The sequence below is a fragment of the Neomesorhizobium albiziae genome, assembly GCF_900114255.1.
GTDB classification, from domain to species: Bacteria; Pseudomonadota; Alphaproteobacteria; order Rhizobiales; family Rhizobiaceae; genus Neomesorhizobium; species Neomesorhizobium albiziae.
Genome location: NZ_FOSL01000005.1, coordinates 221683 through 246590, shown reverse-complemented (window position 1 = coordinate 246590; position 24908 = coordinate 221683). Strand labels below are relative to the sequence as shown.

General features: G+C 62.2%; 26 protein-coding genes. 9 read left to right on the top strand and 17 right to left on the bottom strand.

The window, feature by feature from the left end:
- Positions 1 to 12: 12 nt before the first annotated feature.
- Positions 13 to 492 carry a class I SAM-dependent methyltransferase gene (locus F3H98_RS11460; RefSeq protein WP_149760268.1) on the top strand — a complete coding sequence of 160 codons (480 nt, stop codon included), beginning with the start codon at positions 13 to 15 and terminating at the stop codon, positions 490 to 492.
- Between the two features lie 88 nt (positions 493 to 580).
- Here the strand turns inward: F3H98_RS11460 and F3H98_RS11455 are convergent, their stop codons facing one another.
- The 5 genes from F3H98_RS11455 to F3H98_RS11435 all read right to left on the bottom strand — a co-directional run bounded on the left by F3H98_RS11455 (position 581) and on the right by F3H98_RS11435 (position 5846).
- Positions 581 to 1996 (bottom strand): adenylate/guanylate cyclase domain-containing protein, encoded by a 1416-nt coding sequence (locus tag F3H98_RS11455; RefSeq protein WP_149760267.1) that lies wholly within the window; start codon positions 1994 to 1996, stop codon positions 581 to 583.
- A gap of 165 nt (positions 1997 to 2161) precedes the next feature.
- Entirely contained in the window at positions 2162 to 3691 is a 1530-nt protein-coding gene (locus F3H98_RS11450; protein ID WP_149760266.1) for a glycosyltransferase family 39 protein, read from the bottom strand.
- Positions 3692 to 3776: 85 nt separating this feature from the next.
- A complete protein-coding gene (gene rpsD, locus F3H98_RS11445; RefSeq protein WP_149760265.1) occupies positions 3777 to 4394 on the bottom strand; it encodes a 30S ribosomal protein S4 in 618 nt (205 codons plus the stop codon).
- A gap of 217 nt (positions 4395 to 4611) precedes the next feature.
- Complete coding sequence (locus tag F3H98_RS11440; RefSeq protein ID WP_188130397.1) at positions 4612 to 5322, bottom strand: 2OG-Fe(II) oxygenase; 711 nt, start codon at positions 5320 to 5322, stop codon at positions 4612 to 4614.
- 104 nt (positions 5323 to 5426) lie between these two features.
- Positions 5427 to 5846 (bottom strand): winged helix-turn-helix transcriptional regulator, encoded by a 420-nt coding sequence (locus tag F3H98_RS11435; protein WP_149760263.1) that lies wholly within the window; start codon positions 5844 to 5846, stop codon positions 5427 to 5429.
- A 146-nt stretch (positions 5847 to 5992) separates the two neighbouring features.
- On the opposite strand from F3H98_RS11435, the gene F3H98_RS11430 reads away from it, so the two are divergent.
- Positions 5993 to 6634: an NAD(P)-dependent oxidoreductase gene (locus tag F3H98_RS11430; protein WP_244621678.1), complete on the top strand. Its 642-nt coding sequence runs from the start codon at positions 5993 to 5995 to the stop codon at positions 6632 to 6634.
- A 25-nt stretch (positions 6635 to 6659) separates the two neighbouring features.
- Here the strand turns inward: F3H98_RS11430 and F3H98_RS11425 are convergent, their stop codons facing one another.
- Positions 6660 to 6848, bottom strand: a complete 189-nt coding sequence (locus tag F3H98_RS11425) for a DUF3008 family protein (RefSeq protein WP_149760261.1) — start codon at positions 6846 to 6848, stop codon at positions 6660 to 6662.
- Positions 6849 to 7046: 198 nt separating this feature from the next.
- On the opposite strand from F3H98_RS11425, the gene F3H98_RS11420 reads away from it, so the two are divergent.
- Both F3H98_RS11420 and F3H98_RS11415 read left to right on the top strand, forming a co-directional pair.
- Complete coding sequence (locus tag F3H98_RS11420) at positions 7047 to 7406, top strand: cupredoxin domain-containing protein (RefSeq protein WP_244621671.1); 360 nt, start codon at positions 7047 to 7049, stop codon at positions 7404 to 7406.
- 4 nt (positions 7407 to 7410) lie between these two features.
- On the top strand, positions 7411 to 8241 hold the full coding sequence (locus F3H98_RS11415) for an FTR1 family iron permease (RefSeq protein ID WP_149760260.1): 831 nt from the start codon (positions 7411 to 7413) through the stop codon (positions 8239 to 8241).
- On the opposite strand, the gene murI is transcribed toward F3H98_RS11415, so the two are convergent.
- Complete coding sequence (gene murI, locus F3H98_RS11410; RefSeq protein WP_149760259.1) at positions 8228 to 9028, bottom strand: glutamate racemase; 801 nt, start codon at positions 9026 to 9028, stop codon at positions 8228 to 8230. The genes F3H98_RS11415 and murI overlap by 14 nt on opposite strands.
- Positions 9021 to 9854, bottom strand: a complete 834-nt coding sequence (locus tag F3H98_RS11405; protein ID WP_244621670.1) for an RNA methyltransferase — start codon at positions 9852 to 9854, stop codon at positions 9021 to 9023. Before F3H98_RS11405 ends, murI begins: the two co-directional genes overlap by 8 nt.
- A gap of 109 nt (positions 9855 to 9963) precedes the next feature.
- On the opposite strand from F3H98_RS11405, the gene F3H98_RS11400 reads away from it, so the two are divergent.
- The gene (locus F3H98_RS11400; protein ID WP_149760257.1) at positions 9964 to 10296 is read left to right on the top strand and encodes a TfoX/Sxy family protein; all 333 of its coding nucleotides are present in this window, start codon (positions 9964 to 9966) and stop codon (positions 10294 to 10296) included.
- Here the strand turns inward: F3H98_RS11400 and F3H98_RS11395 are convergent, their stop codons facing one another.
- Entirely contained in the window at positions 10297 to 11208 is a 912-nt protein-coding gene (locus F3H98_RS11395) for an alpha/beta fold hydrolase (RefSeq protein ID WP_149760256.1), read from the bottom strand.
- A gap of 132 nt (positions 11209 to 11340) precedes the next feature.
- On the opposite strand from F3H98_RS11395, the gene F3H98_RS11390 reads away from it, so the two are divergent.
- Together F3H98_RS11390 and F3H98_RS11385 are read left to right on the top strand one after the other, a co-directional pair.
- Positions 11341 to 12552 (top strand): NADP-dependent isocitrate dehydrogenase, encoded by a 1212-nt coding sequence (locus F3H98_RS11390; RefSeq protein ID WP_149760255.1) that lies wholly within the window; start codon positions 11341 to 11343, stop codon positions 12550 to 12552.
- The gene (locus tag F3H98_RS11385; RefSeq protein WP_149760254.1) at positions 12489 to 13040 is read left to right on the top strand and encodes a GNAT family N-acetyltransferase; all 552 of its coding nucleotides are present in this window, start codon (positions 12489 to 12491) and stop codon (positions 13038 to 13040) included. The genes F3H98_RS11390 and F3H98_RS11385 overlap by 64 nt, the downstream gene beginning before the upstream one ends.
- Before the next feature lie 3 nt (positions 13041 to 13043).
- Here F3H98_RS11385 and alaS read toward each other — a convergent pair whose 3' ends face one another.
- Together alaS and recA are read right to left on the bottom strand one after the other, a co-directional pair.
- Positions 13044 to 15710, bottom strand: coding sequence for an alanine--tRNA ligase (gene alaS / locus F3H98_RS11380; RefSeq protein WP_149760253.1), 2667 nt, complete (start codon positions 15708 to 15710; stop codon positions 13044 to 13046).
- A 279-nt stretch (positions 15711 to 15989) separates the two neighbouring features.
- Positions 15990 to 17075 (bottom strand): recombinase RecA, encoded by a 1086-nt coding sequence (gene recA, locus F3H98_RS11375; RefSeq protein WP_149760252.1) that lies wholly within the window; start codon positions 17073 to 17075, stop codon positions 15990 to 15992.
- 282 nt (positions 17076 to 17357) lie between these two features.
- On the opposite strand from recA, the gene F3H98_RS11370 reads away from it, so the two are divergent.
- Both F3H98_RS11370 and F3H98_RS11365 read left to right on the top strand, forming a co-directional pair.
- On the top strand, positions 17358 to 18296 hold the full coding sequence (locus F3H98_RS11370; protein ID WP_149760251.1) for a carbohydrate kinase family protein: 939 nt from the start codon (positions 17358 to 17360) through the stop codon (positions 18294 to 18296).
- Positions 18297 to 18321: 25 nt separating this feature from the next.
- Positions 18322 to 19248, top strand: coding sequence for a pseudouridine-5'-phosphate glycosidase (locus F3H98_RS11365; RefSeq protein ID WP_149760250.1), 927 nt, complete (start codon positions 18322 to 18324; stop codon positions 19246 to 19248).
- A gap of 6 nt (positions 19249 to 19254) precedes the next feature.
- Here F3H98_RS11365 and F3H98_RS11360 read toward each other — a convergent pair whose 3' ends face one another.
- The 6 genes from F3H98_RS11360 to F3H98_RS11335 form a co-directional block, all read right to left on the bottom strand.
- Positions 19255 to 19911, bottom strand: coding sequence for a YiaD family glycine zipper/OmpA-like lipoprotein (locus F3H98_RS11360; RefSeq protein ID WP_188130395.1), 657 nt, complete (start codon positions 19909 to 19911; stop codon positions 19255 to 19257).
- 196 nt (positions 19912 to 20107) lie between these two features.
- Positions 20108 to 21163, bottom strand: a complete 1056-nt coding sequence (locus F3H98_RS11355) for a sn-glycerol-3-phosphate import ATP-binding protein UgpC (protein ID WP_149760249.1) — start codon at positions 21161 to 21163, stop codon at positions 20108 to 20110.
- A gap of 6 nt (positions 21164 to 21169) precedes the next feature.
- On the bottom strand, positions 21170 to 22018 hold the full coding sequence (ugpE, locus tag F3H98_RS11350) for a sn-glycerol-3-phosphate ABC transporter permease UgpE (protein ID WP_149760352.1): 849 nt from the start codon (positions 22016 to 22018) through the stop codon (positions 21170 to 21172).
- Between the two features lie 43 nt (positions 22019 to 22061).
- Positions 22062 to 22946, bottom strand: a complete 885-nt coding sequence (gene ugpA / locus F3H98_RS11345) for a sn-glycerol-3-phosphate ABC transporter permease UgpA (protein WP_149760248.1) — start codon at positions 22944 to 22946, stop codon at positions 22062 to 22064.
- 174 nt (positions 22947 to 23120) lie between these two features.
- Positions 23121 to 24416 carry a sn-glycerol-3-phosphate ABC transporter substrate-binding protein UgpB gene (ugpB, locus tag F3H98_RS11340; protein WP_149760247.1) on the bottom strand — a complete coding sequence of 432 codons (1296 nt, stop codon included), beginning with the start codon at positions 24414 to 24416 and terminating at the stop codon, positions 23121 to 23123.
- A 170-nt stretch (positions 24417 to 24586) separates the two neighbouring features.
- A complete protein-coding gene (locus F3H98_RS11335) occupies positions 24587 to 24787 on the bottom strand; it encodes a hypothetical protein (protein WP_149760246.1) in 201 nt (66 codons plus the stop codon).
- Between the last annotated feature and the right edge of the window lie 121 nt (positions 24788 to 24908).

Sequence of the window (24908 nt, the reverse complement as noted above, 5' to 3'; positions counted from 1 at the left end):
CAGAGTTAACCCATGAGCCGCCTCGACAGTTTCATTCGCCGCGTTACCGCGCAGAGAGACGTTCTCGACCACATTTCAGCGGAAGTCGCTGGCATGGATGGGCCTGTTATCGAACTCGGCCTCGGCAACGGCCGCACTTTCGATCATTTGCGGGAGCGCCTTCCCGGGCGGCGCATCATCGCGTTCGATCGAGCCCTCGCGGCGCATGGCACGTCCACTCCCGACCCGGAGGACCTCGTGATCGGCGAAATCCGCGAAACCGCACCCGCGATGGCAGGAATCGATGCCGCCCTGGTCCATGCCGACATCGGAACCGGCTATGCCGACAAGGATGCCGCGACACTGACCTGGCTTCCCGAGCTGACGGCGCGGCTGCTGCGGTCGGGAGGAATTGCCGTCAGCGGGCTGCCCTTGGAACATTCCGAACTGGCGCCGCAACCCCTGCCCGCCTCGGTATCGCAGGACCGCTATTTCCTCTACCGCCGCAAATAGAGCGGAATGCATTCACGCTGAGCCGGGCACCTGGCTGCAAAAAATGCTCCAGCCGGAACGGATTGGCGCTGAACTGCCCGCCGTCGGACTACGGGATGGTAAAGACCGGCACTTCGCGTTCGATGCCTCGCAGCGAGGCATTGTGCGATACCGGCTTCAGGTCCCTCGATTGAAGCAGATCGGCGGCCTTGAGGTCGTCGACGACAACGCCGGTGACGAAGATTGCTTGCGAAGTCGCCAGTCCCTGCACGCGCGACGCGATGTTGACGGTCTGACCGAAGTAGTCCTGCCGTTCATTCATGGTCACAGCGATGCACGGCCCGGCGTGCACCCCGATCTTCAGGATCAGGTCCTCGCGGCCGCTCTGTTCGTTCATCTCCCGCATAGCTTCACGCATCCTGAGTGCGGCGGCCACCGCCCTGTCAGGGGTCGGGAATGTCGCCATGACCGCATCGCCGATCGTCTTGACCACCGCGCCGGCCTCGATCGCGACGATGTCGTGCAGCACCTGGAAATGCGAGCGCACGATATCGAACGCGGCGAGGTCGCCGACCCTTTCGTAGAGTTCGGTCGAGGCCCTGAGGTCGGTGAACAGGAAGGTCAGGCTGGTGATTTTCAGGCGCTGATCGACGTCGATCGTATCGGTCCGGTAAAGATCCCGGAAAGTCTGGTTGGTCAGCAGCCGCTTGGCGGTAAGGAACGGCCGGCGCTTGGCCAGCAGATCATGGATGGCGTCTTCGACGATGAACACGGTCGGCAGAACGCGGGCATCCGTCTTGTTTTCCAGCGAGATGCGCAGCGGCCCGGGATGCATTTCGATGACCTGGCTGTGCGTGTGATCCCGGTCAAAAGCCAGCGACAGGTTCTGACGCTCGCGCGTGGCTTCGCCTTTGACATCGAGAAACTGTGCGCTATGCGTCACCGGCTCGAACACGGTCAAGAAATGCGCCGGCAACTGGAGGGAAAGAACGGCCTTTTCGCCGGGAGCGAGCTCGAAGTCCTCGATCACGATACTGTCGATCAGCTCCTCGAAACCCTCGTCAGGGAGATCGACGCCGGACCCCCAATACATCTGGCGGAAATACTCCACCATCGGCAACTCGTCGGGATTGTGCGCCGCGATCTTGCGGACCCGCGGGCTGACCGTGAAGGTGACCTCGACCATTTCGTCGAGCGTCGGGGAGTAATTGTCGGCGCACAAGGCGCACACATATTCCTCTTTCCTGATCGTCTTCAGCGTGGCGTTCGAATCGAGGACCCCGCCGCAGCCGGGGCACAGCACGTTCCAGGACATGTCAAAGATGCCGATCTGCGCGGCATGCAGAAACGTCGCGATCGTGGCTTCCTCGTCGAGCCCCCGCTGTGCCGCAAACGCCAGCGCATTGATCCGGCAGAGATGGCGATCCAGCCCTTCGGCAATCACTTTCTGGATTGCATCTACAGCTTCCGCAGAAACGCCCGGCGACTGGCGCAAAAGCGCGAACGATGTTTGAACTTCGCTCATGGAACAACCTCTTGTGTGGCGCTCGGAATGGACCTGCAAACGACGAAGCGCTCCGCTTCGAATGCGCCGCAATCTCCGGATTCTATACCGGTTCGCTGCTAACGGATATGCATGAGTTCTAACGAGCTGTCACAACTCATTGAGGGAGGGCCGCCCCTCGCTACGTCAGTGCGCGGCGGGAAAGCGCATAAGCAACGTGCCGGTCCAGGCTGGTGTCGCGGCAGTTCCGAACTCGACGGGAACCTGCAGGGCTTCCTCGGCGTCGATGCGACCGAACAGTTCAAGGGCCTGGGTACGGCAGGCATCGACCGACCCGAGGGCGCAGATATAGGCCGCGCCGGCTTTTTCTATGTCGTCCCTGCTAACCCAAGGCGTGAACTTGAGGGACGCTTGCTGGACCGCATACGGCCGGTCGGCCGCATAGAAGGAGACAGCATTGGCAACCATGTTGTCGCCGGCGACGATGCCCAGCGTTTTGCCTGTCGCCGCGTGCCAGCGTGCCTCAACGACCTTGGAAATCGCGGCGAGCGGCGTGGCGGCGTTGCCGCGCGCACTTTCGAAGCTGCGCTCCTTTAGCGACGGCGCCAGCGCCAGCAAGGCGGCGGCATAGAGCGCAATCATGGCGGGCACCACGATTTTCTGGCGGCCGGCGAGTTCGCGGGGCAGCAGCGGAACAAGGAAAAACGGAATGAAGACGAAGAACGGTATCGCCCAGAGCGAAGACACCTGCGCGTTGAGCGCCAACCCCAGCACCAGTGTGATCAATGGCGACAGGACGCCGACATAGGCAAGCGCCCGGCCCTGCAGAGTGTCGCGGAAGACACGCCATTGTCCCCAGGCGAACAGCGGCTTTCCGCTTCTTGGGAAGCGATGCGGGATAAGCAGGAGGAAAATCGGCAAGGTGTAAAGCAGCATCGCCACCGGGAACCGCGCCGCGTAGCGCAGCGTATCCATCCAGTTGCCGGAACCCTGCTCCGACGCATAACGCACGGTTATGAAATCGTTGGCGACCATCCACAGGAAATGGGGAGCCAGAACCAGCGCTCCGACAAACGCTACGATCCACGGCAATTTTGTCAGGAAGATCGGCCGCACATCCCGGTCGACGAGCATGTGCGCTGCGATCGCCAGCAGGAGCACGATCGAGTGATATTTCGCGAGAATGGCGAGACCCGCGAAAAGCCCGAGCAAACACGCATCGAGCACCGAACGGCGCTCGATCAGCCGGAGATAGAAGAGGAACGTCAGCGCCCACAACGGCAGCATCGCCGAGGTCGCGTTGTAATTCTGCGCCAGGAAGGTCAGCGGCGGCAGGAAGAAAACCGATGCTACCAGCAGAATCTGCTGGTTACGGTCGAACAACCGGGTCGAGATGCGCCACATCGCCCACATCGCCACCGCGACGCTTACCGAGGAGAGCAGATGGTAGAAAACGTTGGTTCGGGGGAAGACGAGGAACCAGGCAGCAGAGGCCCAGGCGAAGAATGGCGGATGCTTGTAGTAGCCGAGTTGCCAGCCAATGCCCCACGCGAAGTTCTCGACCATGTCGCCATGGGCGTCGAGATTGTTGCTGCTGAGCGAGGACTGCAGCGTCCAGAAGGCAATGTAGAAGAGGACTGTGAGCAGAACCGCCGATGTGGCGGTCGTAGTCTGGCCGTCGGAGATCGGATTGCCCGGAGATCTGCGGCTGTCCATGCTCGGCCTTGTTCCTGCGATATGAAGGAAGCGGCCCAAAGGCCGCTTCCTCGCATTTCGTACGGCTGCGCCGAAGTCGAAATGATTAGCGCGAGTAGAACTCGACCACGAGGTTCGGTTCCATCTGGACCGCGTACGGAACGTCCGACAGGCCGGGAACGCGAGCGAAGGTCGCGGTCATCTTGGAGTGATCGACTTCGATGTAATCCGGCACGTCGCGCTCGGCGAGCTGGACCGACTCCAGAACGATCACCAGCTGCTTCGACTTCTCGCGGACTTCGATAACGTCGCCAGCCTTGCAACGGTACGAACCGATGTTGGTGCGCTTGCCGTTGACGTTGATGTGGCCGTGGTTGACGAACTGACGGGCAGCGAAAATGGTCGGCACGAACTTGGCGCGGTAGACGACCGCATCCAGACGCGACTCGAGCAGGCCGATCAGGTTCTCGGAGGTGTCGCCCTTGCGGCGGTTTGCCTCTTCGTAGGTCTTGCGGAACTGCTTTTCGGAGACGTCACCGTAGTGGCCCTTCAGCTTCTGCTTGGCGCGCAGCTGCAGACCGAAGTCCGACAGCTTGCCCTTGCGGCGCTGGCCATGCTGGCCGGGACCGTATTCACGCTTGTTGACCGGCGACTTCGGACGGCCCCAGATGTTTTCGCCAAGACGGCGATCGATTTTGTATTTCGCGGATTCGCGCTTGCTCATCGCATTCCCTTTCAAACAAATACACACGGAACCTCGCGTTCCGCGTGAAGGAAACGCGCCCTCCTCTGGCTTCCGTTTTCGAAGCCTGACAGGATTTTCCACGCACGCTTTGCGGAAAAACCCACGGGACACGTCAAATAAGACGCCGGACATTGCTGCCCGGCGCTGGCGGTTCACTAGATCAGTGTTCGCATTTTGTCAACGCCGCTGAGCAGCCTCAAGCCGCATCGTGAAAAATGATGCCCGTGGTGAACCGCTCGCCGGACCGAACGCGACTGACGCCATGCCGCATCTTTACGCGATAATCGCCGCGAGAGCCAGCCTTTGGCCGATCATTGACCGCGAAGAACGCGCCGTGTCCCATGCGAAGCGGCACCACTTCTGCGCGCGACTGCATGCGCGGCCGCTGTTCGGTCAGCACCAGTTCACCACCTTCGAACTCCGTGGCCGGATCGCTGAGCAGGATCACCAGTTGGATCGGAAACAGATGCTTTCCGTAGACGTCCTGGTGCAGGCAATTGTAGTCGCCCGGCCCGTATTTCAAAAGCAGCGGCGTCGGTCGGGACTGATTGTCGGCATGGCATTGCACCAAAAACGCATCCAGGGTTTCCGGATATCGACGGTCAAGGCCCATCCGCCGGTTCCAATCGTTGCCCACCGGCGCCAGCTTTTCATAAAACGCGTGTCTCAAGGCATCGATCTTCGGGGGCAGCGGGTTGGCGAAATATTTGTATTCGCCGGCTCCGAAACCATGTCGCTGCATGACGATGCGGCTGCGGAAATGCCGGTCATCGGAATAGAGCCCACGCAAGGCACGGCAATCCTTCTCGTCGAGGATTTGCCCGGTGGATGCGACGCCGAACTCGTCGAGATCGCGCGTTACCGTACCCCAGTCGAGCTCGGGCACCATTTTCTTCGGGGCGTTCATGGCTGTTGTCCTCGCTGTTTCCTTAGCTGCGAAGACCCTATCCAGCAGTCCGGAAGCCTGCATTCCGTTTCTTGCCAAGCGCGATGCGGCGTATTGCGGCGAACTCAGGAAGCCTTTTGCGCGGCATCGAACGCGGTCCGCGCGGCTCGCAGCAGGTCGCGGTTCTGTTCGGCCCAACCCGCCAGCCCCGCTATCGGGACGGCGATCGAATGGCCGATGTCCGTCAGTGCATATTCGACCTCCGGCGGCGTAGTCGGCCTGACTGTACGGCGCACCAATCCCTCGCGTTCCAGCGAACGCAACGTGACCGTGAGCATGCGTTGCGAAATGCCTTCGATCGCACGCTTCAACGCATTGAAGCGTGTTGGAGCTGCCTGGAGATTGATGATGACGAGGATGCTCCAGGTATCGCCGACCAGGTCCAGCACCTCGCGGATCGGACAGTTGCCGCGTTCGTCCTGGCGAAAACCGGGATGCGAATGCAGGAGCGGCGTCGACTGCACGGACTTGTTCGGGGCGTTCATGTGGTTCCCTCAAGATAACCTAGGCAACAAATCATGCGTTCTTTCGCTGCCTGGAGGGGATGGCTATGTAGTTACCGTTGATAACCAGATTACATAACATGCCTGCATTCGGGACCAAAGGCCCGGCGCCGGCAAAAGGAGACGAAATCATGAAGATCGCTTTGATCGGCGCCAGCGGATTTGTCGGCAGCGCCACTCTCAATGAGGCCCTGCAGCGCGGCCATGCAGTCACCGCGCTGGTGCGCAACCCCGACAAGGTCACGGCGCGCGCGGGTGTAGCCGCCAGAAAGGTCGACGCAACCGACGCAAAGGCGCTCGCTTCCGAGCTTGCCGGCCACGAAGTCGCCATTTCCGCATTCAACGGCGGCTGGGGCGATCCAAAAATCTACGAAAAGCACCTCGAAGGATCGAGAGCCATCGTTGCGGCCGCCAAGGCCGCGGGCGTTCGTCTTATCGTGATTGGCGGCGCCGGCAGTCTTCATGCGCCGGACGGGAGCCAATTCGTCGATTCTCCTGATTTCCCCGAGGCCTACCGCGACGGTGCGCGCGCGGCGCGCGATGCGCTCGCGGAACTTCGTGGGGAAGCCGGGCTTGAATGGTCGTTCCTGTCTCCCGCCGCCCACATGGCGCCGGGAAAACGCACCGGCAAGTTCCGCCTCGGTGGCGATCAGCCCGTGCTCGACGCCAAGGGCGAAAGCCACGTCTCTGTGGAGGACCTCGCGGTCGCCATCGTCGACGAGGCAGAAACGCCGAAGCACACGGGAAAGCGCTTCACGCTGGGCTATTGAAGGCGCAACGGCCTGCCGGCCGGGATCAGCCCTTCGACTTTTTCTCCGGCAGGCCTTTTCGCTTGGTCTCGGCGAATTCCTCGAGCTGCTTTTCGCTCATGGATTCGTACATTTCCTTCGAAGCGCCGAAAAGTTCGCTCTTCTTGGTTTCGCCGCGCTTGGCGGAAAGTGCGGCGCCGGCAGCTTTCTGCTGGGCTTTCGATGTGGCGGGCATAGCTTTTCTCCTTCCGAACCCTGACAACGCCAGCGCATCAAGCCGGTTCCATGTGGAGCCTCCAGGGTGTCATACACCACCTAACATATTGTAATCATTGTATTTAGAGCGATTCCAAGGTGCGTATTTATGTTGACTTCTGGCATCATCTTTATATTCTGAGCATGTCCTGAACCTGCCAGGCGGAGAGACGCCGGCTTGCCGAGGTCCATCATCATGCTCATTCGCCACTTCCCGCTCGCAGCCGCTGCCGCGGCGGTTTTCGCCTGGTCGGGCTTTGCATCGCAGGCTGCGGAAACCCCTTACACGCTCACGATCAAGGACCATCGCTTCAGGCCCGAAACGCTGACGGTGCCCGCCGGCAAGGAATTCACGCTGGTCGTCATCAACAGTGACCCGACGGCAGAAGAATTGGAGAGCAATGACTTCCATGTCGAGAAGGTCATCGCCGGCGGCAAGCAAGCCACCTTCCAGGTCGGCCCGCTGACCGCGGGCACCTACGGTTTCTTCGGCGAACGCCACATGGACACCGCGCTGGGCAATCTCTTCGCGGAGTGAACGCATGCTCTCCACATTTATCATCGTTTTTCGCGAAACGCTCGAAGCTGCGTTGATCGTGGCTATCGTGCTTGCCGCCAGCAAGGGCATTTCCGGCCGCGCCGGCTGGGTGGCAGGCGGCGTGGCGGCCGGGCTCTGCGGCGCGGCGATCGTCGCCTTCTTCGCCAGCGGGCTCTCCGATCTCTTCGACGGCAACGGAGCCGAGGTGTTCAATGCGGTCGTGTTGCTGATCGCGGTGGTCATGCTCGCCTGGCACCAGATCTGGATGAGCGCGCATGCGGCCGAACTCGTCGGCGAAAGCCGTGCGGTCGGAAAGGCGGTCAAGGAAGGTGCCAAGCCACTGTCGGCGCTGGCGATCATCTGCGCGGTCGCGGTGCTGCGCGAGGGTTCTGAAACCGTACTCTTCCTCTATGGCATCGCGATCGACGGCCAGTACGGGTTCGCCACGATGCTGCAAGCCGGCCTGCTGGGCGTGATTGCCGCTTCGCTGGTAGGCTGGCTGTTTTATGCAGGGCTGCTGCGCGTGCCGCTGAAGCAGATATTCCGCGTCACCGGCGTCATCATCATCCTGCTTGCCGCCGGCCTGGCCGCGCAGGCAGCCGCCTTCCTGGTGCAGGCCGGATACCTGCCGCCGCTCGGATACGATATCTGGAACACATCCGATATCCTGCCGCAGACGACAGCCCTTGGATTCCTGCTGCACATACTGGTGGGTTACGTCGCGCGCCCCGAAGGCATCCAGATCGCCGCCTATGTCGCGACGATCGTCATCATCCTGGCGGCCTCGGCAATGGTGCGCCGATCGCAGCTTCCGCCAGCGGCTAAACCAGGCTGAGCCCGAAACCCTGCATCAAGCGCGCCGTGGCGAAATGCGGCTTGCCGGAGGTGAAGATCGCAAGATCGCGGCCAAAGACCGCGGCGGCGGCATCGTCGGGCCGGGCAACCACCTTCAGCAGCGAAAGCGCGCGGCGCGCGATCGCTTCCGCCGGGTCGAGCCAGTCCACCGGCCAGGGCGCCATCTTGCGCATGCGGTTGACCAGGAACGGGTAATGCGTGCAGGCCAGGACCACGATATCCGTGCGCTTGCTGTCCTGTTCCAGGAAACAGGGCGCGATTTCGGCCCGTACCGCTTCCTCGTCGACAAAACCCTCGCGCATGTAGATCTCGGCCAGCCTGGCAAGCTGCGTGCTGCCTACAAGACGCACATGGCATTTGGATGCCCAGTCGGTGATCAGGTCGCGCGTATACTGGCGTTTGACGGTTCCCGGCGTCGCCAGCACCGAAACGAGGCCGGAGCGCGTGCGCTCCGCGGCTGGCTTGATGGCCGGAACCGTTCCGACAAACGGCACCAGCGGATAGGCCTCGCGAAGATCGCCGAGCGCCAGCGTGGACGCCGTATTGCAGGGGATGACCGCGATTTCGGGTTCGTGCTCGCGCAGCAGACGGCCGAACAGTTCGATCAGCCGGCTGCGCAGCGCATCCTCTTCCCAGTCGCCGTATGGAAACGCAGCATCATCGGCGACATAGACGAAGCGGCGTTCGGGCATCAGGACGCGCGCCTCGCGCAGGACGCCAAGCCCGCCGATGCCCGAATCGAACATCAGGATCGGACGGTCAGTCATGGCCGCCCTCCCCGGTGTCTGTCTCGGCTTTGCCGGTTCGCGCCGCTTTGTCCGCTTTGGCCTTGCGTTCGGGATAGCCCGAGCCGCGCGGCTGTTTCGGCGAAAAATAATCCAAGGATGCCACCACCCCCCGCAACAATTTTATTTCCGCGGTGGCAAAGCCGGCGCGGGTCAGCACGGCGCGAAGATTGTCGACCATTTTGGGCTTTTTCGAAGTCGGGCGGAAATAACCACGCGCCTCCAGCGCATCTTCGAGATGCGACAGCAGGCCAATCAGTTGCTCCTTTGGCGCCGGCGTTATTTCAGGCCCGGAAAAGACCGTATCGGTCTCGCTTTGCAGCCCCGACTTCAGCCACTCGTAAGACATCAACAGCACCGCTTGCGCGATGTTGAGCGAAGCAAAGGATGGATCGACCGGAAAAGTTACGATCTCGTCGGCCAACCCCACCTCTTCGTTGCTGAGGCCGAAGCGTTCGCGGCCGAACAGGATGCCGGTCGCCTGCCCCGAGGCCTGGCGCGCCCTTAGCATCCTTGCCGCAGTGACGGGGCTGCGCACTGCCTTGAAGCCGTCGCGCTCGCGCGCGGTCGTGGCGAAGATGAAACCGAGATCGGCAATCGCCCCCTCCAGCGTGTCGAACACCACGACGCCGTCGATGACGTGATCGGCCTTGCTGGCAGCGGCGCGCGCCTTGTCGCTCGGCCAGCCGTCGCGTGGGTTGACCAGACGCAATTGCGAAAGGCCGAAATTCGCCATGGCGCGCGCCACCATGCCGATGTTTTCGCCGAGTTGAGGTTCGACAAGAATGATGACCGGTCCCTCAGTCATTCGTATCTTGCCTGGTGTCTTGCCTGTCATGGAGTTTGCTTCGATTGCGACTGTTGCGCGTCCCTGACATATTCCACCGGGAAAATGAAGCTTTGGCAAAGAAGCTGATATGACCGACGACCTGCCCGACCGCATTCGAGCCGAAATAGGCGACGATCCCAACATCGGCGAAATCCGCATGTTCGGCGGCATCTGCTTCATGCTCAACGGCAACATGCTTGTCGGCACGATGAAAGACGGCAAGCTGCTGGCGCGGGTCGGCGACGAGCAGGAAGCGGCCGCACTGACCAAGCCCGGCGCGGCGCGCATGAACTTCACTGGCCGCGACATGAAGGGTTTTGTGCTTGTCGGACCGGAAGCGCTGGACGACAAGGCCTTGAGGGAATGGATCGCCATGGCATCCACCTATGTCGGGCCGATGCCGCCAAAGAAGAAGAAATGATCAGCGCCCGGTGATAAAAAGCCTGATCGCATCGGCCACTTCGGCCGGTTTTTCGTGCAATATCCAGTGGCCGGCGCCAGCGATCCTGCGGATCGCAAGCTCCGGTGCGTAGCGGTCCAGGCCGTCGAGACAGACAGGCAGCAAGGCCTCGTCCGCCTCGCCCCAGACCACCAGATGCGGCATGCGGATGGCGACCGCTTCATCCGGCAATGACAGCAGGAATGAATCGCCCGCCGCCTCGCCAGGCGCCGGAACGACGATCGGCGAAGCGCGATACCAGTTTAGCATCGCAGTCATCGCGCCCGGCCGGCCCCACGCTTCCAGATAGCCGGCTTCGCTCTCAGGCGTCATCCAATCCGTCTTCGAAAACCCGGCGATCATCCTGAGCGTGCGCCGAAAACGGTCCTCAGACATCAGCACGTCGGCGTCTGGGGCGCGCAGGCGGTTGATGTACTGGCTCGCGCTGCGTTGCGCAGCATCCCTGAAAATGGCGCGCTGGAAACACACGGGATGCACGCCATTGGCAATGACGAGATGCGTCAGCCGTTCGGGATGGGCGAACGCATAGGCATAGGCGATCGACGCGCCCCAATCGTGGCCGGCGAGCACGAACGGCCGGCCGGGCGAAAGGTGATCTGCCAATGCGGCGATATCCGCGACCAGATGTTTTGCGCGATAGGCCTCGATACCCTCCGGTTTCGATGAAAGGTTGAAGCCGCGAAGGTCCGGCGCCACCACATGATAATCGCGGGCCAGCGCCCTCATCACCTCGCGCCAGGCGGCCCAGTATTCGGGAAAGCCATACAGGCAGATGACCAGCGGTTTGGCCGGGTTGCCGGCGGCAGCAAAATGCAGCTCGATCCCTCCCGCGGCATGAAAACCGAAGCGCATTTCGCAGTCTCCGTCAGACATCTTTTCGCTCCGAGGAATCCGCCGCCGCCAAGGCTTTGCCTCTACGGTACACAGTGCTATAGGGGCCGCGGCCCCTGACGCAAACCTTTCCGGGATAGTCCGTCCCGCACCCCAGAAAACGAGGCATTTCCTATGGCGAAGATCAAGGTGAAAAATCCGGTTGTCGAGCTCGACGGCGACGAGATGACCCGGATCATCTGGCAGTTCATCAAGGAAAAGCTGATCCACCCTTATCTCGACATCGACCTCAAATATTACGACCTCGGCATCGAGCACCGCGACGCGACCGACGACCAGGTGACGATCGACGCCGCCAATGCGATCAAGAAATACGGCGTCGGCGTCAAATGCGCTACGATCACGCCGGACGAACAGCGCGTCGAGGAGTTCTCGCTGAAGAAGATGTGGAAGTCGCCCAACGGCACCATCCGCAACATCCTGGGCGGCACCATTTTCCGCGAGCCGATCATCATGAAGAACGTGCCGCGGCTGGTGCCGGGCTGGACCAAGCCGATCATCGTCGGCCGCCATGCCTTCGGCGACCAGTACAGGGCAACCGACTTCCGTTTCCCCGGCAAGGGCAAGCTGACGATCAAGTTCGTCGGCGAAGACGGCAAGACGATCGAACACGACGTCTTCGACGCGCCGTCCTCCGGCGTCGCGATGGCCATGTACAATCTCGACGATTCGATCCGCGAATTCGCGCGCGCCTCGCTGAACTACGGCATCCTGCGCGGCTACCCCGTCTACCTGTCGACCAAGAACACCATCCTCAAGGCCTATGACGGCCGCTTCAAGGACATCTTCCAGGAAGTCTACGAGAAGGAGTTCGAGGCGGCGTTCAAGGAAAAGAAGATCTGGTACGAGCATCGCCTGATCGACGACATGGTCGCTTCCAGCCTGAAGTGGTCGGGCGGTTATGTCTGGGCCTGCAAGAACTACGACGGCGACGTCCAGTCCGATACGGTCGCCCAGGGCTTCGGCTCGCTCGGCCTGATGACCTCGGTGCTGATGACGCCGGACGGCCAGACCGTCGAGGCGGAGGCGGCCCACGGCACGGTGACACGCCATTATCGCCAGCACCAGAAGGGCGAAGAAACCTCGACCAACTCGATCGCCTCGATCTTCGCCTGGACGCGCGGCCTGGCGCATCGCGCCAAGCTCGACGACAACGCCGAACTGAAAAAGTTCGCCGACACGCTGGAGAAGGTCTGCATCCAGACGGTGGAGAGCGGCTACATGACCAAGGACCTTGCGCTGCTGATCGGCGCCGACCAGCCGTGGCTGTCGACCACCGGCTTCCTCGACAAGATCGACGAGAACCTGAAGAAGGCGATGGCCTGAGCAACCCGGCTATCACATTGAGGCCATTGGGCAAGACAGAGCTGACGGCTGTCTTGCCCTGGTTCGACGATGCGGATACACGCCGCTGGCTGGGCGGCCGAAGCTGGCCCGCAGCGGCGTTGAAGCTCGCAGATGGAAACGACAACCGCCACGTGCTGCTTGCGGTGCATGGCGATACACCGGTCGGCCTCGCCGATGTCGAACGTTACGCCGACGGCCGGGCAAGCTTTGCAAACATCACTGCGCCAAGCGCACGGCGACGCGGCTTCGGCACCTCGACCATAGGCGCCTTGCTGGCAGCGCCTCTGTTCAGCGATGTCGTCGAATTCTTCGCAGGTGTGGAAGACGGCAACCTGGCCAGCGAAAATTTGCTCCGCGCAGCCGGCTTCACCGAAGTGACCGGCATCGATGCCGATGGCTTCCGCCATTTCGCGTGGTCGCGACCAGGGCGCGCGTTTTGCGTGCCCTGGCAGCCACCCGCAGGCTGAAAATCAGCCCGCCATCGCGGCCTTTACCGCGGCGATCGCTTCGTCGGCCTTCGACGCATCGGGGCCGCCTGCCTGCGCCATATCCGGACGGCCGCCGCCGCCCTGGCCGCCAAGGGCAGCCGACGCCACGCGCACGAGATCGACGGCGCTGTAACGGCCGGTCAGGTCGTCGGTGACGGCAACAACGACACTTGCCTTGTTGTCTTCGCCCGCACCAACAAACACGACGACACCTGAACCGAGCGAGCTCTTGCCCTCGTCCGCCAGCGGCTTCAGGTCCTTCGGCGACACGCCGGAAACGCTCCTGCCGAGGAAACCGACCCCGGCGACCGTTTCAGCCGCGCCGCCGGAAGCACCGGCTGCGGCGCCGCCACCCAGCGCAAGTTTCTTGCGCGCGTCGGCCAGTTCACGTTCCAGCTTGCGGCGCTCGTCGACAAGCGTTTCGACACGGGTCAGGACATCCGCCGGCGACACTTTCAGCGCAGCGGCAACCGCCTTGAGACGCCGGTCCTGCTCATCGAGGTGGCGGCGCGCCGCTTCACCGGTGAGCGCCTCGATACGCCGGACGCCCGCCGCCACCGCGCCGTCTGAGACGATGCGGATCAGGCCGATGTCGCCGGTCGACGTCACATGCGTGCCGCCGCACAACTCAACCGAATAGGGCCGGTTGGCCCTGGCGCCATGCAGGCCCATGCCCATCGACACGACGCGCACCTCGTCGCCATATTTTTCGCCGAACAGCGCCATCGCGCCTTCCGCAATCGCATCGTCGACCGACATCAGCCGTGTCGTGACCGGGCTGTTCTGGACGACGATCTCATTGGCCATCCTTTCGACCTGCTCGAGCTCGTCGGCGGAAACCGGCTTGTTGTGCGAGATGTCGAAGCGCAGGCGCTCCGGCGCGACCAGCGAACCCTTCTGCGCGACATGCGTTCCCAGAACCTCGCGCAGCGCCTCGTGGATGAGGTGTGTTGCCGAATGGTTGGAGCGCAGCCGCGAGCGGCGGGCGTGGTCGACCTTCATCTCGACAGCCGCGCCGGGCTTTACCGTACCCTTGGCGACCTTGCCGAGATGCACGAATACACCGTCGCCCTTTTTCTGCGTGTCGGTGATGTCGATGGCAAACCCTTCGCCGGAGAGATTTCCGGTGTCGCCCATCTGGCCGCCGGATTCGCCGTAGAAGGGCGTCTGGTTGACGACAACGGCCACTTCGTCGCCGGCCTTCGCCTCTGCGATCTCCTTGCCGTCCTTGACCAAGGTCAGCACCATGCCTTCGGCCTGCTCGGTCTCGTAACCGAGGAAGTCGGTGGCGCCGACCTTTTCCTTGATCCCGAACCAGACCGTCTCGGTGGCTGCCTCGCCGGAACCGGCCCAGCTCTTGCGCGCCTCGGCTTTCTGCCGCTGCATGGCGTCGTTGAAGCCGTCGAGATTGACCGAGATGTTGCGCTGGCGCAGCGCATCCTGCGTCAGGTCGAGCGGGAAGCCATAGGTGTCGTAAAGTTTGAACGCCGTTTCGCCGTCCAGCATGTCGCCAGCGCCGAGCTTGTCGGTGGCTTCGGAAAGCAGGCCGAGGCCGCGCGCCAGCGTCTTGCGGAAGCGCGTTTCCTCAAGCTTCAGCGTCTCGGTAATCAGCGGCTCTCCGCGCACCAATTCGGGATAGGCCTGGCCCATCTCGCGCACCAGCGCGGGCACCAGCTTCCACATCAGCGGCTCGGAGGCGCCAAGAAGCTGCCCATGGCGCATGGCGCGGCGCATGATGCGGCGCAACACGTAGCCGCGGCCCTCATTGGACGGCAGGACGCCATCAGCCACGAGGAAGGACGCTGAGCGCAGATGATCCGCGATGACGCGATAGGATCCGACGTTGTCCGCGTCGGGACCGCGCCCGAGGGCGGAAGACGCCACTTCGATCAGGTGTCGGAACAGATCGGTTTCGAAGACGCTCTCCACTCCCTGCAGGATGGACGCCATGCGTTCCAGCCCCATGCCGGTGTCGATCGACGGGCGCGGCAGATCGATGCGCTCCTCCTTCGTCACCTGCTCATACTGCATGAACACCAGGTTCCAGAATTCGAGGAAGCGGTCGCCGTCTTCTTCCGGTGTTCCCGGAGGGCCGCCCCAGATATGTTCGCCTCGGTCGATGAAGATTTCCGAGCACGGGCCGCAGGGGCCGGTGTCGCCCATCGCCCAGAAATTGTCCGAGGTCGCGATGCGGATGATGCGATCGTCCGAAAAGCCGGCGATCTTCTTCCAGTAGCCGGCTGCCTCGTCGTCCGTGTGGTAGACGGTGACCAGCAGCTTGTCCTTCGGCAGGCCGAATTCCTTGGTGATCAGGTTCCAGGCAAGCTCGATCGCGCGCTCCTTGAAATAGTCTCCGAAGGAAAAATTGCCGAGCATCTCGAAGAAGGTGAGATGGCGCGCGGTATAACCGACATTGTCGAGGTCGTTGTGCTTGCCGCCGGCGCGCACGCTCTTCTGCGCGGTCGCGGCACGCGAATAGGGCCGCTTCTCCAGCCCGGTGAAGACGTTCTTGAACTGCACCATGCCGGCGTTGGTGAACATCAAGGTCGGATCGTTGCGCGGTACCAGCGGGCTCGAGGCGACGATCTCGTGGCCGTTCTTCTTGAAGTAGTCGAGAAATGCCGACCGGATTTCGTTGACGCCGCTCATGCTGATGCCTTTGTGAGAACCCTGCCTTATTTAGCGGGGCGAAAATGGACATGGCCTTTTATCGTCAGCACCCTGCCCTGTCCAGAAACACCGGACGACTACAACGTGACCGTCGAATGGGATTCGGCGGTCACGTTGTAGCTTCTTGTTTGTGCATGTCGTTTCTCCCGAAACCGAGGACACTTTCGGGCGACATGCCCTAGGAAACCCAATCTGCAGCGCCAAAACAAAACCGCCGGCGTGAAGCCGGCGGTCGGTATTGCAGGGGAAGGAATCCTCTTACATCTCGGCGGCATCGTCCTCGATTTCGCCCGGGCCGCCGTTCTCCAGGAATTTCTCAGCGATCAGTCCGGCATTCTGCCGCAGCGTCAGTTCGATTTCGCGCGCCAGTTCGGGATTATCGCGCAGGAACAGCTTGGCGTTCTCGCGGCCCTGGCCGAGGCGCTGCGAATTGTAGGAGAACCAGGCGCCCGACTTCTCGACCACGCCGGCCTTGACCCCGAGGTCGACGAGTTCGCCCGTCTTCGAGACGCCTTCGCCATACATGATGTCGAATTCGACCACCTTGAAGGGAGGCGCCAGCTTGTTCTTGACCACCTTGACGCGGGTCTGGTTGCCGACCACCTCTTCGCGGTCCTTGACCGAGCCGATGCGGCGAATGTCGAGACGCACCGACGCATAAAACTTCAGCGCGTTGCCGCCGGTCGTCGTCTCCGGCGATCCGAACATGACGCCGATCTTCATGCGGATCTGGTTGATGAAGATGACCATCGTGTTGGAACGCGAAATGGACGCGGTGAGCTTGCGCAGCGCCTGGCTCATCAGGCGGGCCTGGAGGCCCGGCAAGGAATCACCCATCTCGCCCTCGATTTCGGCGCGCGGCGTCAGCGCCGCGACCGAATCGACAACCAGAACGTCGATAGCGCCGGAGCGGACCAGCGTGTCGCAAATCTCCAGCGCCTGTTCCCCGGTGTCCGGCTGCGAGATCAGCAGGTTCTCCAGATCAACCCCGAGCTTGCGGGCATAAACGGGATCGAGCGCGTGTTCGGCGTCGACGAAGGCGCAGATGCCGCCCTTCTTCTGCGCTTCGGCAACCGTATGCAGCGCCATCGTCGTCTTGCCCGAGCTTTCCGGCCCGTAGATTTCGATGATGCGGCCGCGCGGCAGGCCGCCGACGCCAAGCGCGATGTCGAGGCCGAGCGAACCCGTGGATACCGTGCCGATCTCCACCACCTGCTCGTTAGCGCCGAGCCGCATGATCGAGCCCTTGCCGAAAGCGCGTTCGATCTGCGAAAGCGCGGCGTCGAGCGCCTTTGTCTTGTCCACCGAATTATCCTCTACAAGCCGCAATGAGTTCTGAGCCATGATACATCACCCCGTGGTCGTCAATGAAGGCCGGACAATCCGGTGTCTTGTTTATTATGTACCTGTTTTGTTCTAATTTGGCAAGAGGCTCTAAGCATCGGTTTTGATTATATAATCCCGATACGTTCCATTTTTGTTTCGATCCCCTGGAAATAGACTGAATTGGAACCAGCACCGGGTTGGCGGCAGGAAACAGCCTGCCGATTCGGCAGTCCGCCGATTGCAGGTGTGCAGGCCGCCCCATATTGTCCGTTCCGAAATCGCGCATTGGATTGCTCCCCCATGACCTCAAACCACCTCTTCGCCGTCGGCGGCGCCCATATCGACCGACGCGGCCAGGTTTCGGGCGCGTATGTGCCCGGCACATCCAATCCCGGCGTGCTGAGCGAAGAAGTCGGCGGCGTGGTGTTCAATGCGCTGCGCAATGCGATGAAACATGGCGTCAGCGCATCGCTGCTTTCGGTGCGCGGCGGCGATGCGGCCGGCGACAATGTCGCCCGCGCCATCGCCCGGGCCGGCATCGAGGACCTTTCCGTGGTCTTCCTCGACCGTTCTACCCCCAGCTACACCGCCCTGCTCGACCGCGACGGAGACCTGATCGCCGGGCTGGCGGACATGGGGCTCTACGAACTGGCCTTCGCGAAGCAGCCTGGCCGCGCGAAGGTCCGCGAAGCAGCCGCGAGCGCGGATGCCATACTTTGCGATGCAAACCTGCCTGAAGCCGGCCTTGCCAAGCTGATGGCGGTTGCAGCCGGCAAGCCGGTGTTTGCCATCGCCATATCGCCGGCCAAGGCGGTGCGCCTGGCGGGGTTGCTCGGGCATATTTCGTGCCTGTTCATGAACCGGCACGAGGCGCTGCGGCTGGCCGGCATCGGGGAAGCCGGGACAGCCAAAATGGTGGCAAGCCTGCGCGACAAGGGGCTGGCGCAAGGCGTGATCACGGCGGGCGGCGAAGCGGTGATCGGGTTCGACCGGGAGGCCATCTTTTCAATCGTGCCGCCGCGCGCCCGCAGAATTGCCGACGTCACCGGTGCGGGCGACGCGCTGGCCGGCGCGACGATCGCCGCCCTGATGAAAGGTTTTGCGCTGCGCGAAGCGTTGCGGGAAGGATTGGCTGCCGCGATGCTGACTGTGGAAAGCCCGGCCGCCGTGGCGGATTTTTCTGCCCGGGAATTCACTGCCGCCCTTGCCCTTGTGCCGCACGCCACGGAAATGGCATGAGCAGCGCGACCTTCCGGAGACCGACATGACACCCGAAACCGCCCGCCCCTTCACAGATATCCACGCGCCTGTCGCCGAAGCGCTTGCCGTGGGCCGACCGGTGGTTGCCCTGGAAAGCACGATCATCACCCACGGCATGCCCTACCCCGACAACGCTGCGATGGCGATGAATGTCGAAAAGATCATCACCGACGGCGGCGCCGTGCCCGCCACGATTGCGGTGGTGGACGGCCGGTTGAAGATCGGGCTTTCGGACGAAGAGCGTGAAAGGCTGGCGAAGACGACCGGCGCGATGAAGCTGTCGCGCGCCGATCTCGGCTTCGCGGTGGCGGAAAAACGCACTGGCGGCACCACGGTCGCGGCAACGATGATCGCCGCGCACATGGCCGGCATCAAGGTTTTCGCGACCGGCGGCATCGGCGGCGTGCACAAGGGCGCCGAAAAGAGCTTCGACATCTCCGCCGATCTCGACGAACTGGCGCGTACGCCGGTGATCGTGGTTTCAGCCGGCGCCAAGGCGATCCTCGACATCGAGAAGACCCTGGAAGTGCTGGAGACGCGCGGCGTGCCGGTGGTCGCCTACGGCTCCGACGTGATGCCGGCCTTCTGGTCGCGCACGTCGCCGCACAAGGCGCCGCTCAGGCTCGACGATGCGGAGCGGATCGCGGGATTTTTCAGGACGCGCGCGTCTCTTGGTCTCGGCGGCGGCATGCTGGTCGCCAACCCAGTGCCGGAGAAGGACGAGATACCGGCTTCGGTGATGGCGGGCTACATCGCCGCGGCCCAGAAGGCCGGCGAGAAGGAAGGCATCTCCGGCAAGGCGGTGACGCCGTTCCTGCTCGGCAAGCTGCTGGAAATAACCGAGGGCGCCAGCCTCAAGACCAACATCGCGCTGGTCGAAAACAATGCCCGGCTGGCGGCGAAGATCGCCGCCGCCCTGGAGCGGGGCTGACGCCGGTCAGGTCAGCGGCGAAAGCTGGATCTCGACGCGGCGGTTCTGGGCACGGCCGGCAGCCGTCGCATTGTCGGCGATCGGTCGTGTCTCGCCGAAGCCGGTAACGGCGAAGCGGCGGGAGTCGACGCCCTGTCCGGCGAGGTAATTGGCGACCGAAATGGCGCGGCGCTGCGACAGGTCGAAATTGTGCTGCTCGCTGCCCGTCGAATCGGTGTGGCCGTAGACGTCAACGACGGTCTGGTTGAATTTCTTCAGCACCAGCGCGACGGAATTCAGCGTCGGGTAGAAGCCGGCCTTCACCGCGTCCTGGTCGGTGGCAAACGTGATGTCCGACGGCATGTTGAGGATGATCTGGTTGCCGGTGCGGGTGACGCTGACGCCGGTTCCCTGGAGCTGGGCGCGCAGTTCGGCCTCGTTGCGGTCCATGGTGGCGCCGATGGCGCCGCCGGTGAGCGCGCCGATGCCGGCGCCGATCAGCACGGCGTTGCGCTGGGCGTTGCTGCTGCCGCCGACCGCGAGGCCGGCGAGCGCGCCAAGGCCAGCGCCAAGTGCTGCGCCGCCAGCGGTGTTCGATACTTTCTGCTGGCCCGTATACGGGTCAGTGGTGCAGGCGGCGAGCATGGTGGTGGCCACCAGGGCGACGGCTAGTCTCTTCAGCATGGATTCCCCTCGTGTCGGAAGATGCCGCGAATGCGGCAAGAAGATTGTCCCTGCGTCCTATTAGCATGAATTGCGGCAAAGTGAGGAAGACCGCGCACGATCTCCACTCCATATTGTGCGGCGGCCCCATGGCCACCTTTGGCCGCGCTTACTGCGGAAACACAGAGCGGCCGGAGAGCCCGCCGCGATGCGAGGGTTAACCCAGCCGCTTGCCGCTGCTGTCGAACCAGTGCAGCTTTTCCGGCTTGGCCACCACTTTCAATGCATCGCCGGGATTGGCGGCCGAACGGCCCGATACCCGCACGACGATCTTCTGGCCGCCGGCCGCGCAGTAGAGAAAACTCTCGGCGCCGACGGGCTCGACGCCCTCCACGACAGCCGGCAATGAGATGCCGTTGACGGATGCCACGGCACCGATGGCGACATCGGCGTCTTCCGGGCGAAAACCGAGTTGAGCGGCGCCTGCCGGCGCGGTTGCGGTGATGGCAGTGCCATCGGCAAGCAAAGCGCCGTCAGTCAGCGACAGGAGGTTCATCGGCGGCGCGCCGATGAAGGAGGCGACGAAGGTCGAGGCCGGCTTTTCGTAGATGTCGAGCGGGTCGCCAAGCTGTTCCACCAGTCCGCCATTCATCACCACCAGCACGTCGGCAAGCGTCATTGCCTCCAGCTGGTCGTGGGTGACATAGACGGAGGTGACGCCAAGCTCACGCTGCAGCTTCTTGATCTCGACCCGCATCTGGCCGCGCAACTTGGCGTCCAGGTTGGAAAGCGGCTCGTCGAACAGGAAGACTTTCGGATTGCGCACGATGGCGCGGCCCATCGCGACACGCTGGCGCTGGCCGCCGGAGAGTTCGCGCGGCCGCCGCTCCAGAAGATGCGAGAGCTCGAGCGTTTTCGCCGTCGCCTGCACACGCCTGTCGATCTCATCCTTGGGCGTGCCGCGGTTGCGCAGGCCGTAGGCCATGTTGTCGTAGACCTTCATGTGCGGATAAAGCGCGTAGTTCTGGAAAACCATGGCGATGTCGCGCTCGGTCGGGCCGATCTGGTTGACCACCTTACCGTCAATCGCACAGGAGCCCGCGGAGATCGTCTCCAGCCCTGCGATCATGCGCAGCAGCGTCGACTTCCCGCATCCCGACGGTCCCACCAGCACGCACAGCGCCTTGTCGGGAATGGCTATGGAAACGCCTTTCACAGCCTCGACGCCGCCGGGGTAGACTTTCTTGACGTCCTTCAGGTCTACAACAGCCATTGCTTGTCATTTCTCCGTATCGACGAGGCCGCGCACAAACCAGCGCTGCATGAAAACCACGACCAGGATCGGCGGCAGGATGGCCAGCATCGAGGTCACCATCACCAGATGCCATTCGGTGTCGGCATCGGCGAAGGACACCATCTTCTTCAGCGCAATGACGATGGTGTTCATGTCGTTGCGGTTGGTCACCAGCAGCGGCCAAAGATATTGCGCCCAGCCGTAGATGAAGAGAATGACGAAGAGTGCGGCGATGTTGGTGCGCGACAAGGGCAGCAGGATATCCTTGAAGAAGCGGTATGGCCCTGCCCCGTCGACCCTTGCTGCCTCGACCAGTTCACCCGGGATGGTCAGAAAGAACTGGCGAAACAGCAGCGTCGCGGTGGCCGAAGCGATCAGCGGCACGATCAGCCCGGTATAGGTATCGATCAGGCCGAGATCGACCATCACCTTGTAGGTCGGCAGGATACGCACCTCGACCGGCAGCATCAGCGTGATGAAGATCAGCCAGAAGAAGAACATGCGGAACGGGAAGCGGAAGAAGACGATCGCATAGGCCGACAGGATCGAGATGACGATCTTGCCGATAGCGATGCCGAACGCCACGATCGTGGTGTTCCAGAGCAGCGTCGAGACCGGGACGCCGCCGATGCGTCCGACGCCGCCGAACAGCGCCTCCGAATAGTTTTCAATGAAATGCCCGCCCGGCAACATCGGCAGCGGCGGCCGCAGGATGGTCTGCAGCGTGTGGGTGGATGCAACGAAGGTGTAGTAGATCGGAAACGCCACGACGACGATGCCGAGGATCAGGATGGCGTGGGCCGTGTAGATGCTAACCGCCGACTGGCCGATCATCAGCTTGTCGTGTCCTCGACTGGGCGCTGTTGCTTGCACCGTGTCAGCCATAGTGCACCTTCCTCTCCACATAGCGGAACTGCACGGCAGTCAGCGCGATCACGATGATCATCAGGATTACCGACTGCGCGGCCGAGTCGCCCAGGATGAGATTGACGAAGCCGTCATTGTAGACCTTGTAGACCAGGGTTTCGGTCGATTTGCCCGGTCCGCCGCCGGTGACTGCGTGGATGATGCCGAACGTGTCGAAGAAGGCGTAGACGGTGTTGACGACCAAAAGGAAGAAGGTGGTCGGCGCCAGCAGCGGGAAGACGATTGTCCAGAAACGTTTCATCTCGCGCGCACCGTCGATTGCCGCTGCCTCGATCAGCGTTTTCGGGATCGCTTGCAGTCCTGCGACGAAGAACAGGAAATTGTAGCTGATCTGCTTCCAGGCGGCGGCCATGACGACGAGAACCATCGCCTGGTCGCCCTTGAGAAGCGGGTCCCAGGCTATGCCCATCTGGCGCAGGAGATAGGCCAGGCTGCCGATCGAAGGGTTGAACAGGAACAGCCAAAGCATGCCCGCGATCGCAGGCGCCACGGCATAGGGCCAGATCATCAGCGTGCGGTAGAGTCCCCTGCTGCGCACCACTTTGTCCGCCATCACAGCCAGCAGAAGTGCAGCGATCATCGAGACGGCGGCGGTGGAAACGGAAAAAATGGCCGTCACCCTGATCGAATTCAGGTAGTTCGGGTCCGACAGCACTTTGGCGAAATTTGCGAACCAGACGAACTGCGACTTCAGCCCGAACGGGTCTTCCTTCAACATCGACTGATAGAGCGCCTGGCTGGCGGGCCAATAGAAAAAGACGAGCGTTATCGCCAGCTGCGGCGCAACCAGCAGGTAGGGCAGGATCTTGTTGGGAAAGACAACGCGTGGGGTCAAGTGCCGAGTTCCTTACCCTCCCCCTTGTGGGGAGGGTCGATGAGCAATTGAAGCAAAGCGGAAATTGCGAGGCGGGGTGGGGGTGAAGCGCCGCCATAGACGACAAGGGACCACCCCCACCCCGAGACGCTAGGCGTCTCGACCCTCCCACAAGGGGGAGGGTAAAGCCGGCGCTCAGTTCGTCGCTTCCTTGATCGCCGCATTGCCGCGCGAAACGGCATTGTCGAGCGCCTGCTGGGCGGTCTGCTCGCCGGCCAGCATCTTCTCGAACTCCTCGTTCATGATGTCGCGGACCTGCGGCAGGTTCGCCAGGCGCACACCCTTCGAGTTTTCGGTCGGCGCCTTGCCCAGCATCTGCTTGATCGGGATCTCGCGCGCAGGATTTTTCTCGTAGAAGCCGTCGGCCTTGGTCTTCTCGTAAGCCGCCAGCGTCACCGGCAGGTAGCCGGAAACCTGGTGCAGCCGAGCCTGAATGTCGGTCTTCGACAGGAAGTTGAAGAACGCAGCCACGCCCTTGTATTCCTCGTCGGACTTGCCGGCGAACACCCACAGCGACGCGCCGCCGGGAATGGTGTTCTGCGGCTCGGTGTCATAGGGCAGCATGCCGGTTCCGTAGTTCATGCCCGACTTGACGATATCGCCCAGGCCACCGGAGGATTCGCTGAAGATGCCGCATTCGCCGGCAAGGAAGATCTGCTTGGCCTCAGACGTACGGCCGCCATATTTGAAGGTGCCGTCCTTGGCCAGATCGGCCAGCGCCTGGAAATGGTCGACGAAAGGCTTGGCATTGATCTTCAGCTCGACATTCGGGCCGGCAATGCCGTTTTCCTGCGTGCCCCATTGGTAGTTGTTCCAGGCAGCGAAGTTTTCGGTGTGAATCCAGGTCAGCCAGGTTGAAGTGAAGCCGCAAGGCGCTGCACCGCTGGACTTGATCTTCTTCGCCGCCTCCCAGACCTCGTTCCAGGTCTTCGGAGGATTGTCGACGTCCAGTCCGGCCTTCGCGAAGATGTCCTTGTTGTAGTAGAGGATCGGCGACGACGAATTGTACGGGAAGGAAAGCATGGTGCCGTCGGGCTTCGAATAATAGGCCACGATACCCGGCAGGTACTGGTTCTTGTCGAAAGCCGTGCCACCCATCGAAAGCACGTCCGCAGCCGGCTTGATAGCGCCCTCCGCGGCCATCATGACGCCGGTACCCGCATCGAACACCTGCATGATCGTCGGCGGTTGCTTGGCACGGAAAGCAGCGATGCCGGCATTCAGCGTCTCGGGATAGGTTCCCTTGAACACCGGGGTGATCTTGAATTCACTCTGGCTCTCGTTGAATTCCTTCGAAAGTGTTTCGACGACTTCATTGTTGGCGCCGGTCATGGCATGCCACCAGGAAATTTCGGTGACGGCGAAGGCGGAAGTCGTGGAAAGAAGTGCGACGCTGGCCGCAAAACCGGCGGCAATTACCTGATGTTTCATGGTTTTCTCCCGTTTTTCGTTGGCGAAAGAGTGAATTCCGCAGACGGGAGTATCGGCGGTATGTGACAATCCGACAACGCTTTTGTTTCAATCCACCAAAAAAATCGGGGATGATGGCAACAGAGCGAATGCCATCCGAAGATTTTGCGCAAGCGCGGCTGTTTGCCGGCTTACAATACCTTCAGCACTTCCGCGGTTTCGCGATAGGCGGCAACGGCGGTCGGATAGGAAACCTGAGGCGGGCGCAGTCCCGGCCGGGCGATCAGCCACGCGACGGCAGTATCGGCTTGTCGGATACGGGCCGCCCACTCGACTATGCGCGCATGCTCGGCACTCGCCTCGGCAGCGCGCCGTGCGAAACCGGAAAACACCGGTATCGCCCGCTCTCACGGCGGCCGCCGGAACTGCAACGACATTGCTTGGAAAAATCATCGCGACCCCCAGAAATCCTTGTCTGGGCCCCGATGATTGACGGCAAAGGTCGGAAATCCG

What these genes read in the sequence shown, in the direction of transcription:
- ugpE (WP_149760352.1), bottom strand. Translation starts at nt 22,018, where the DNA reads ATGATCGGCCAGTCGGCGGTTAGCATCTACACGGCCCACGCCATCCTG.
- ugpB (WP_149760247.1), bottom strand. Translation starts at nt 24,416, where the DNA reads ATGAAACATCAGGTAATTGCCGCCGGTTTTGCGGCCAGCGTCGCACTT.
- F3H98_RS11460 (WP_149760268.1), top strand. Translation starts at nt 13, where the DNA reads ATGAGCCGCCTCGACAGTTTCATTCGCCGCGTTACCGCGCAGAGAGAC.
- F3H98_RS11455 (WP_149760267.1), bottom strand. Translation starts at nt 1,996, where the DNA reads ATGAGCGAAGTTCAAACATCGTTCGCGCTTTTGCGCCAGTCGCCGGGC.
- F3H98_RS11360 (WP_188130395.1), bottom strand. Translation starts at nt 19,911, where the DNA reads ATGCTGAAGAGACTAGCCGTCGCCCTGGTGGCCACCACCATGCTCGCC.
- F3H98_RS11355 (WP_149760249.1), bottom strand. Translation starts at nt 21,163, where the DNA reads ATGGCTGTTGTAGACCTGAAGGACGTCAAGAAAGTCTACCCCGGCGGC.
- alaS (WP_149760253.1), bottom strand. Translation starts at nt 15,710, where the DNA reads ATGAGCGGCGTCAACGAAATCCGGTCGGCATTTCTCGACTACTTCAAG.
- F3H98_RS11390 (WP_149760255.1), top strand. Translation starts at nt 11,341, where the DNA reads ATGGCGAAGATCAAGGTGAAAAATCCGGTTGTCGAGCTCGACGGCGAC.
- F3H98_RS11450 (WP_149760266.1), bottom strand. Translation starts at nt 3,691, where the DNA reads ATGGACAGCCGCAGATCTCCGGGCAATCCGATCTCCGACGGCCAGACT.
- F3H98_RS11370 (WP_149760251.1), top strand. Translation starts at nt 17,358, where the DNA reads ATGACCTCAAACCACCTCTTCGCCGTCGGCGGCGCCCATATCGACCGA.
- F3H98_RS11395 (WP_149760256.1), bottom strand. Translation starts at nt 11,208, where the DNA reads ATGTCTGACGGAGACTGCGAAATGCGCTTCGGTTTTCATGCCGCGGGA.
- recA (WP_149760252.1), bottom strand. Translation starts at nt 17,075, where the DNA reads ATGGCTCAGAACTCATTGCGGCTTGTAGAGGATAATTCGGTGGACAAG.
- F3H98_RS11440 (WP_188130397.1), bottom strand. Translation starts at nt 5,322, where the DNA reads ATGAACGCCCCGAAGAAAATGGTGCCCGAGCTCGACTGGGGTACGGTA.
- F3H98_RS11425 (WP_149760261.1), bottom strand. Translation starts at nt 6,848, where the DNA reads ATGCCCGCCACATCGAAAGCCCAGCAGAAAGCTGCCGGCGCCGCACTT.
- F3H98_RS11365 (WP_149760250.1), top strand. Translation starts at nt 18,322, where the DNA reads ATGACACCCGAAACCGCCCGCCCCTTCACAGATATCCACGCGCCTGTC.
- F3H98_RS11405 (WP_244621670.1), bottom strand. Translation starts at nt 9,854, where the DNA reads ATGACTGAGGGACCGGTCATCATTCTTGTCGAACCTCAACTCGGCGAA.
- murI (WP_149760259.1), bottom strand. Translation starts at nt 9,028, where the DNA reads ATGACTGACCGTCCGATCCTGATGTTCGATTCGGGCATCGGCGGGCTT.
- F3H98_RS11415 (WP_149760260.1), top strand. Translation starts at nt 7,411, where the DNA reads ATGCTCTCCACATTTATCATCGTTTTTCGCGAAACGCTCGAAGCTGCG.
- F3H98_RS11435 (WP_149760263.1), bottom strand. Translation starts at nt 5,846, where the DNA reads ATGAACGCCCCGAACAAGTCCGTGCAGTCGACGCCGCTCCTGCATTCG.
- F3H98_RS11400 (WP_149760257.1), top strand. Translation starts at nt 9,964, where the DNA reads ATGACCGACGACCTGCCCGACCGCATTCGAGCCGAAATAGGCGACGAT.
- rpsD (WP_149760265.1), bottom strand. Translation starts at nt 4,394, where the DNA reads ATGAGCAAGCGCGAATCCGCGAAATACAAAATCGATCGCCGTCTTGGC.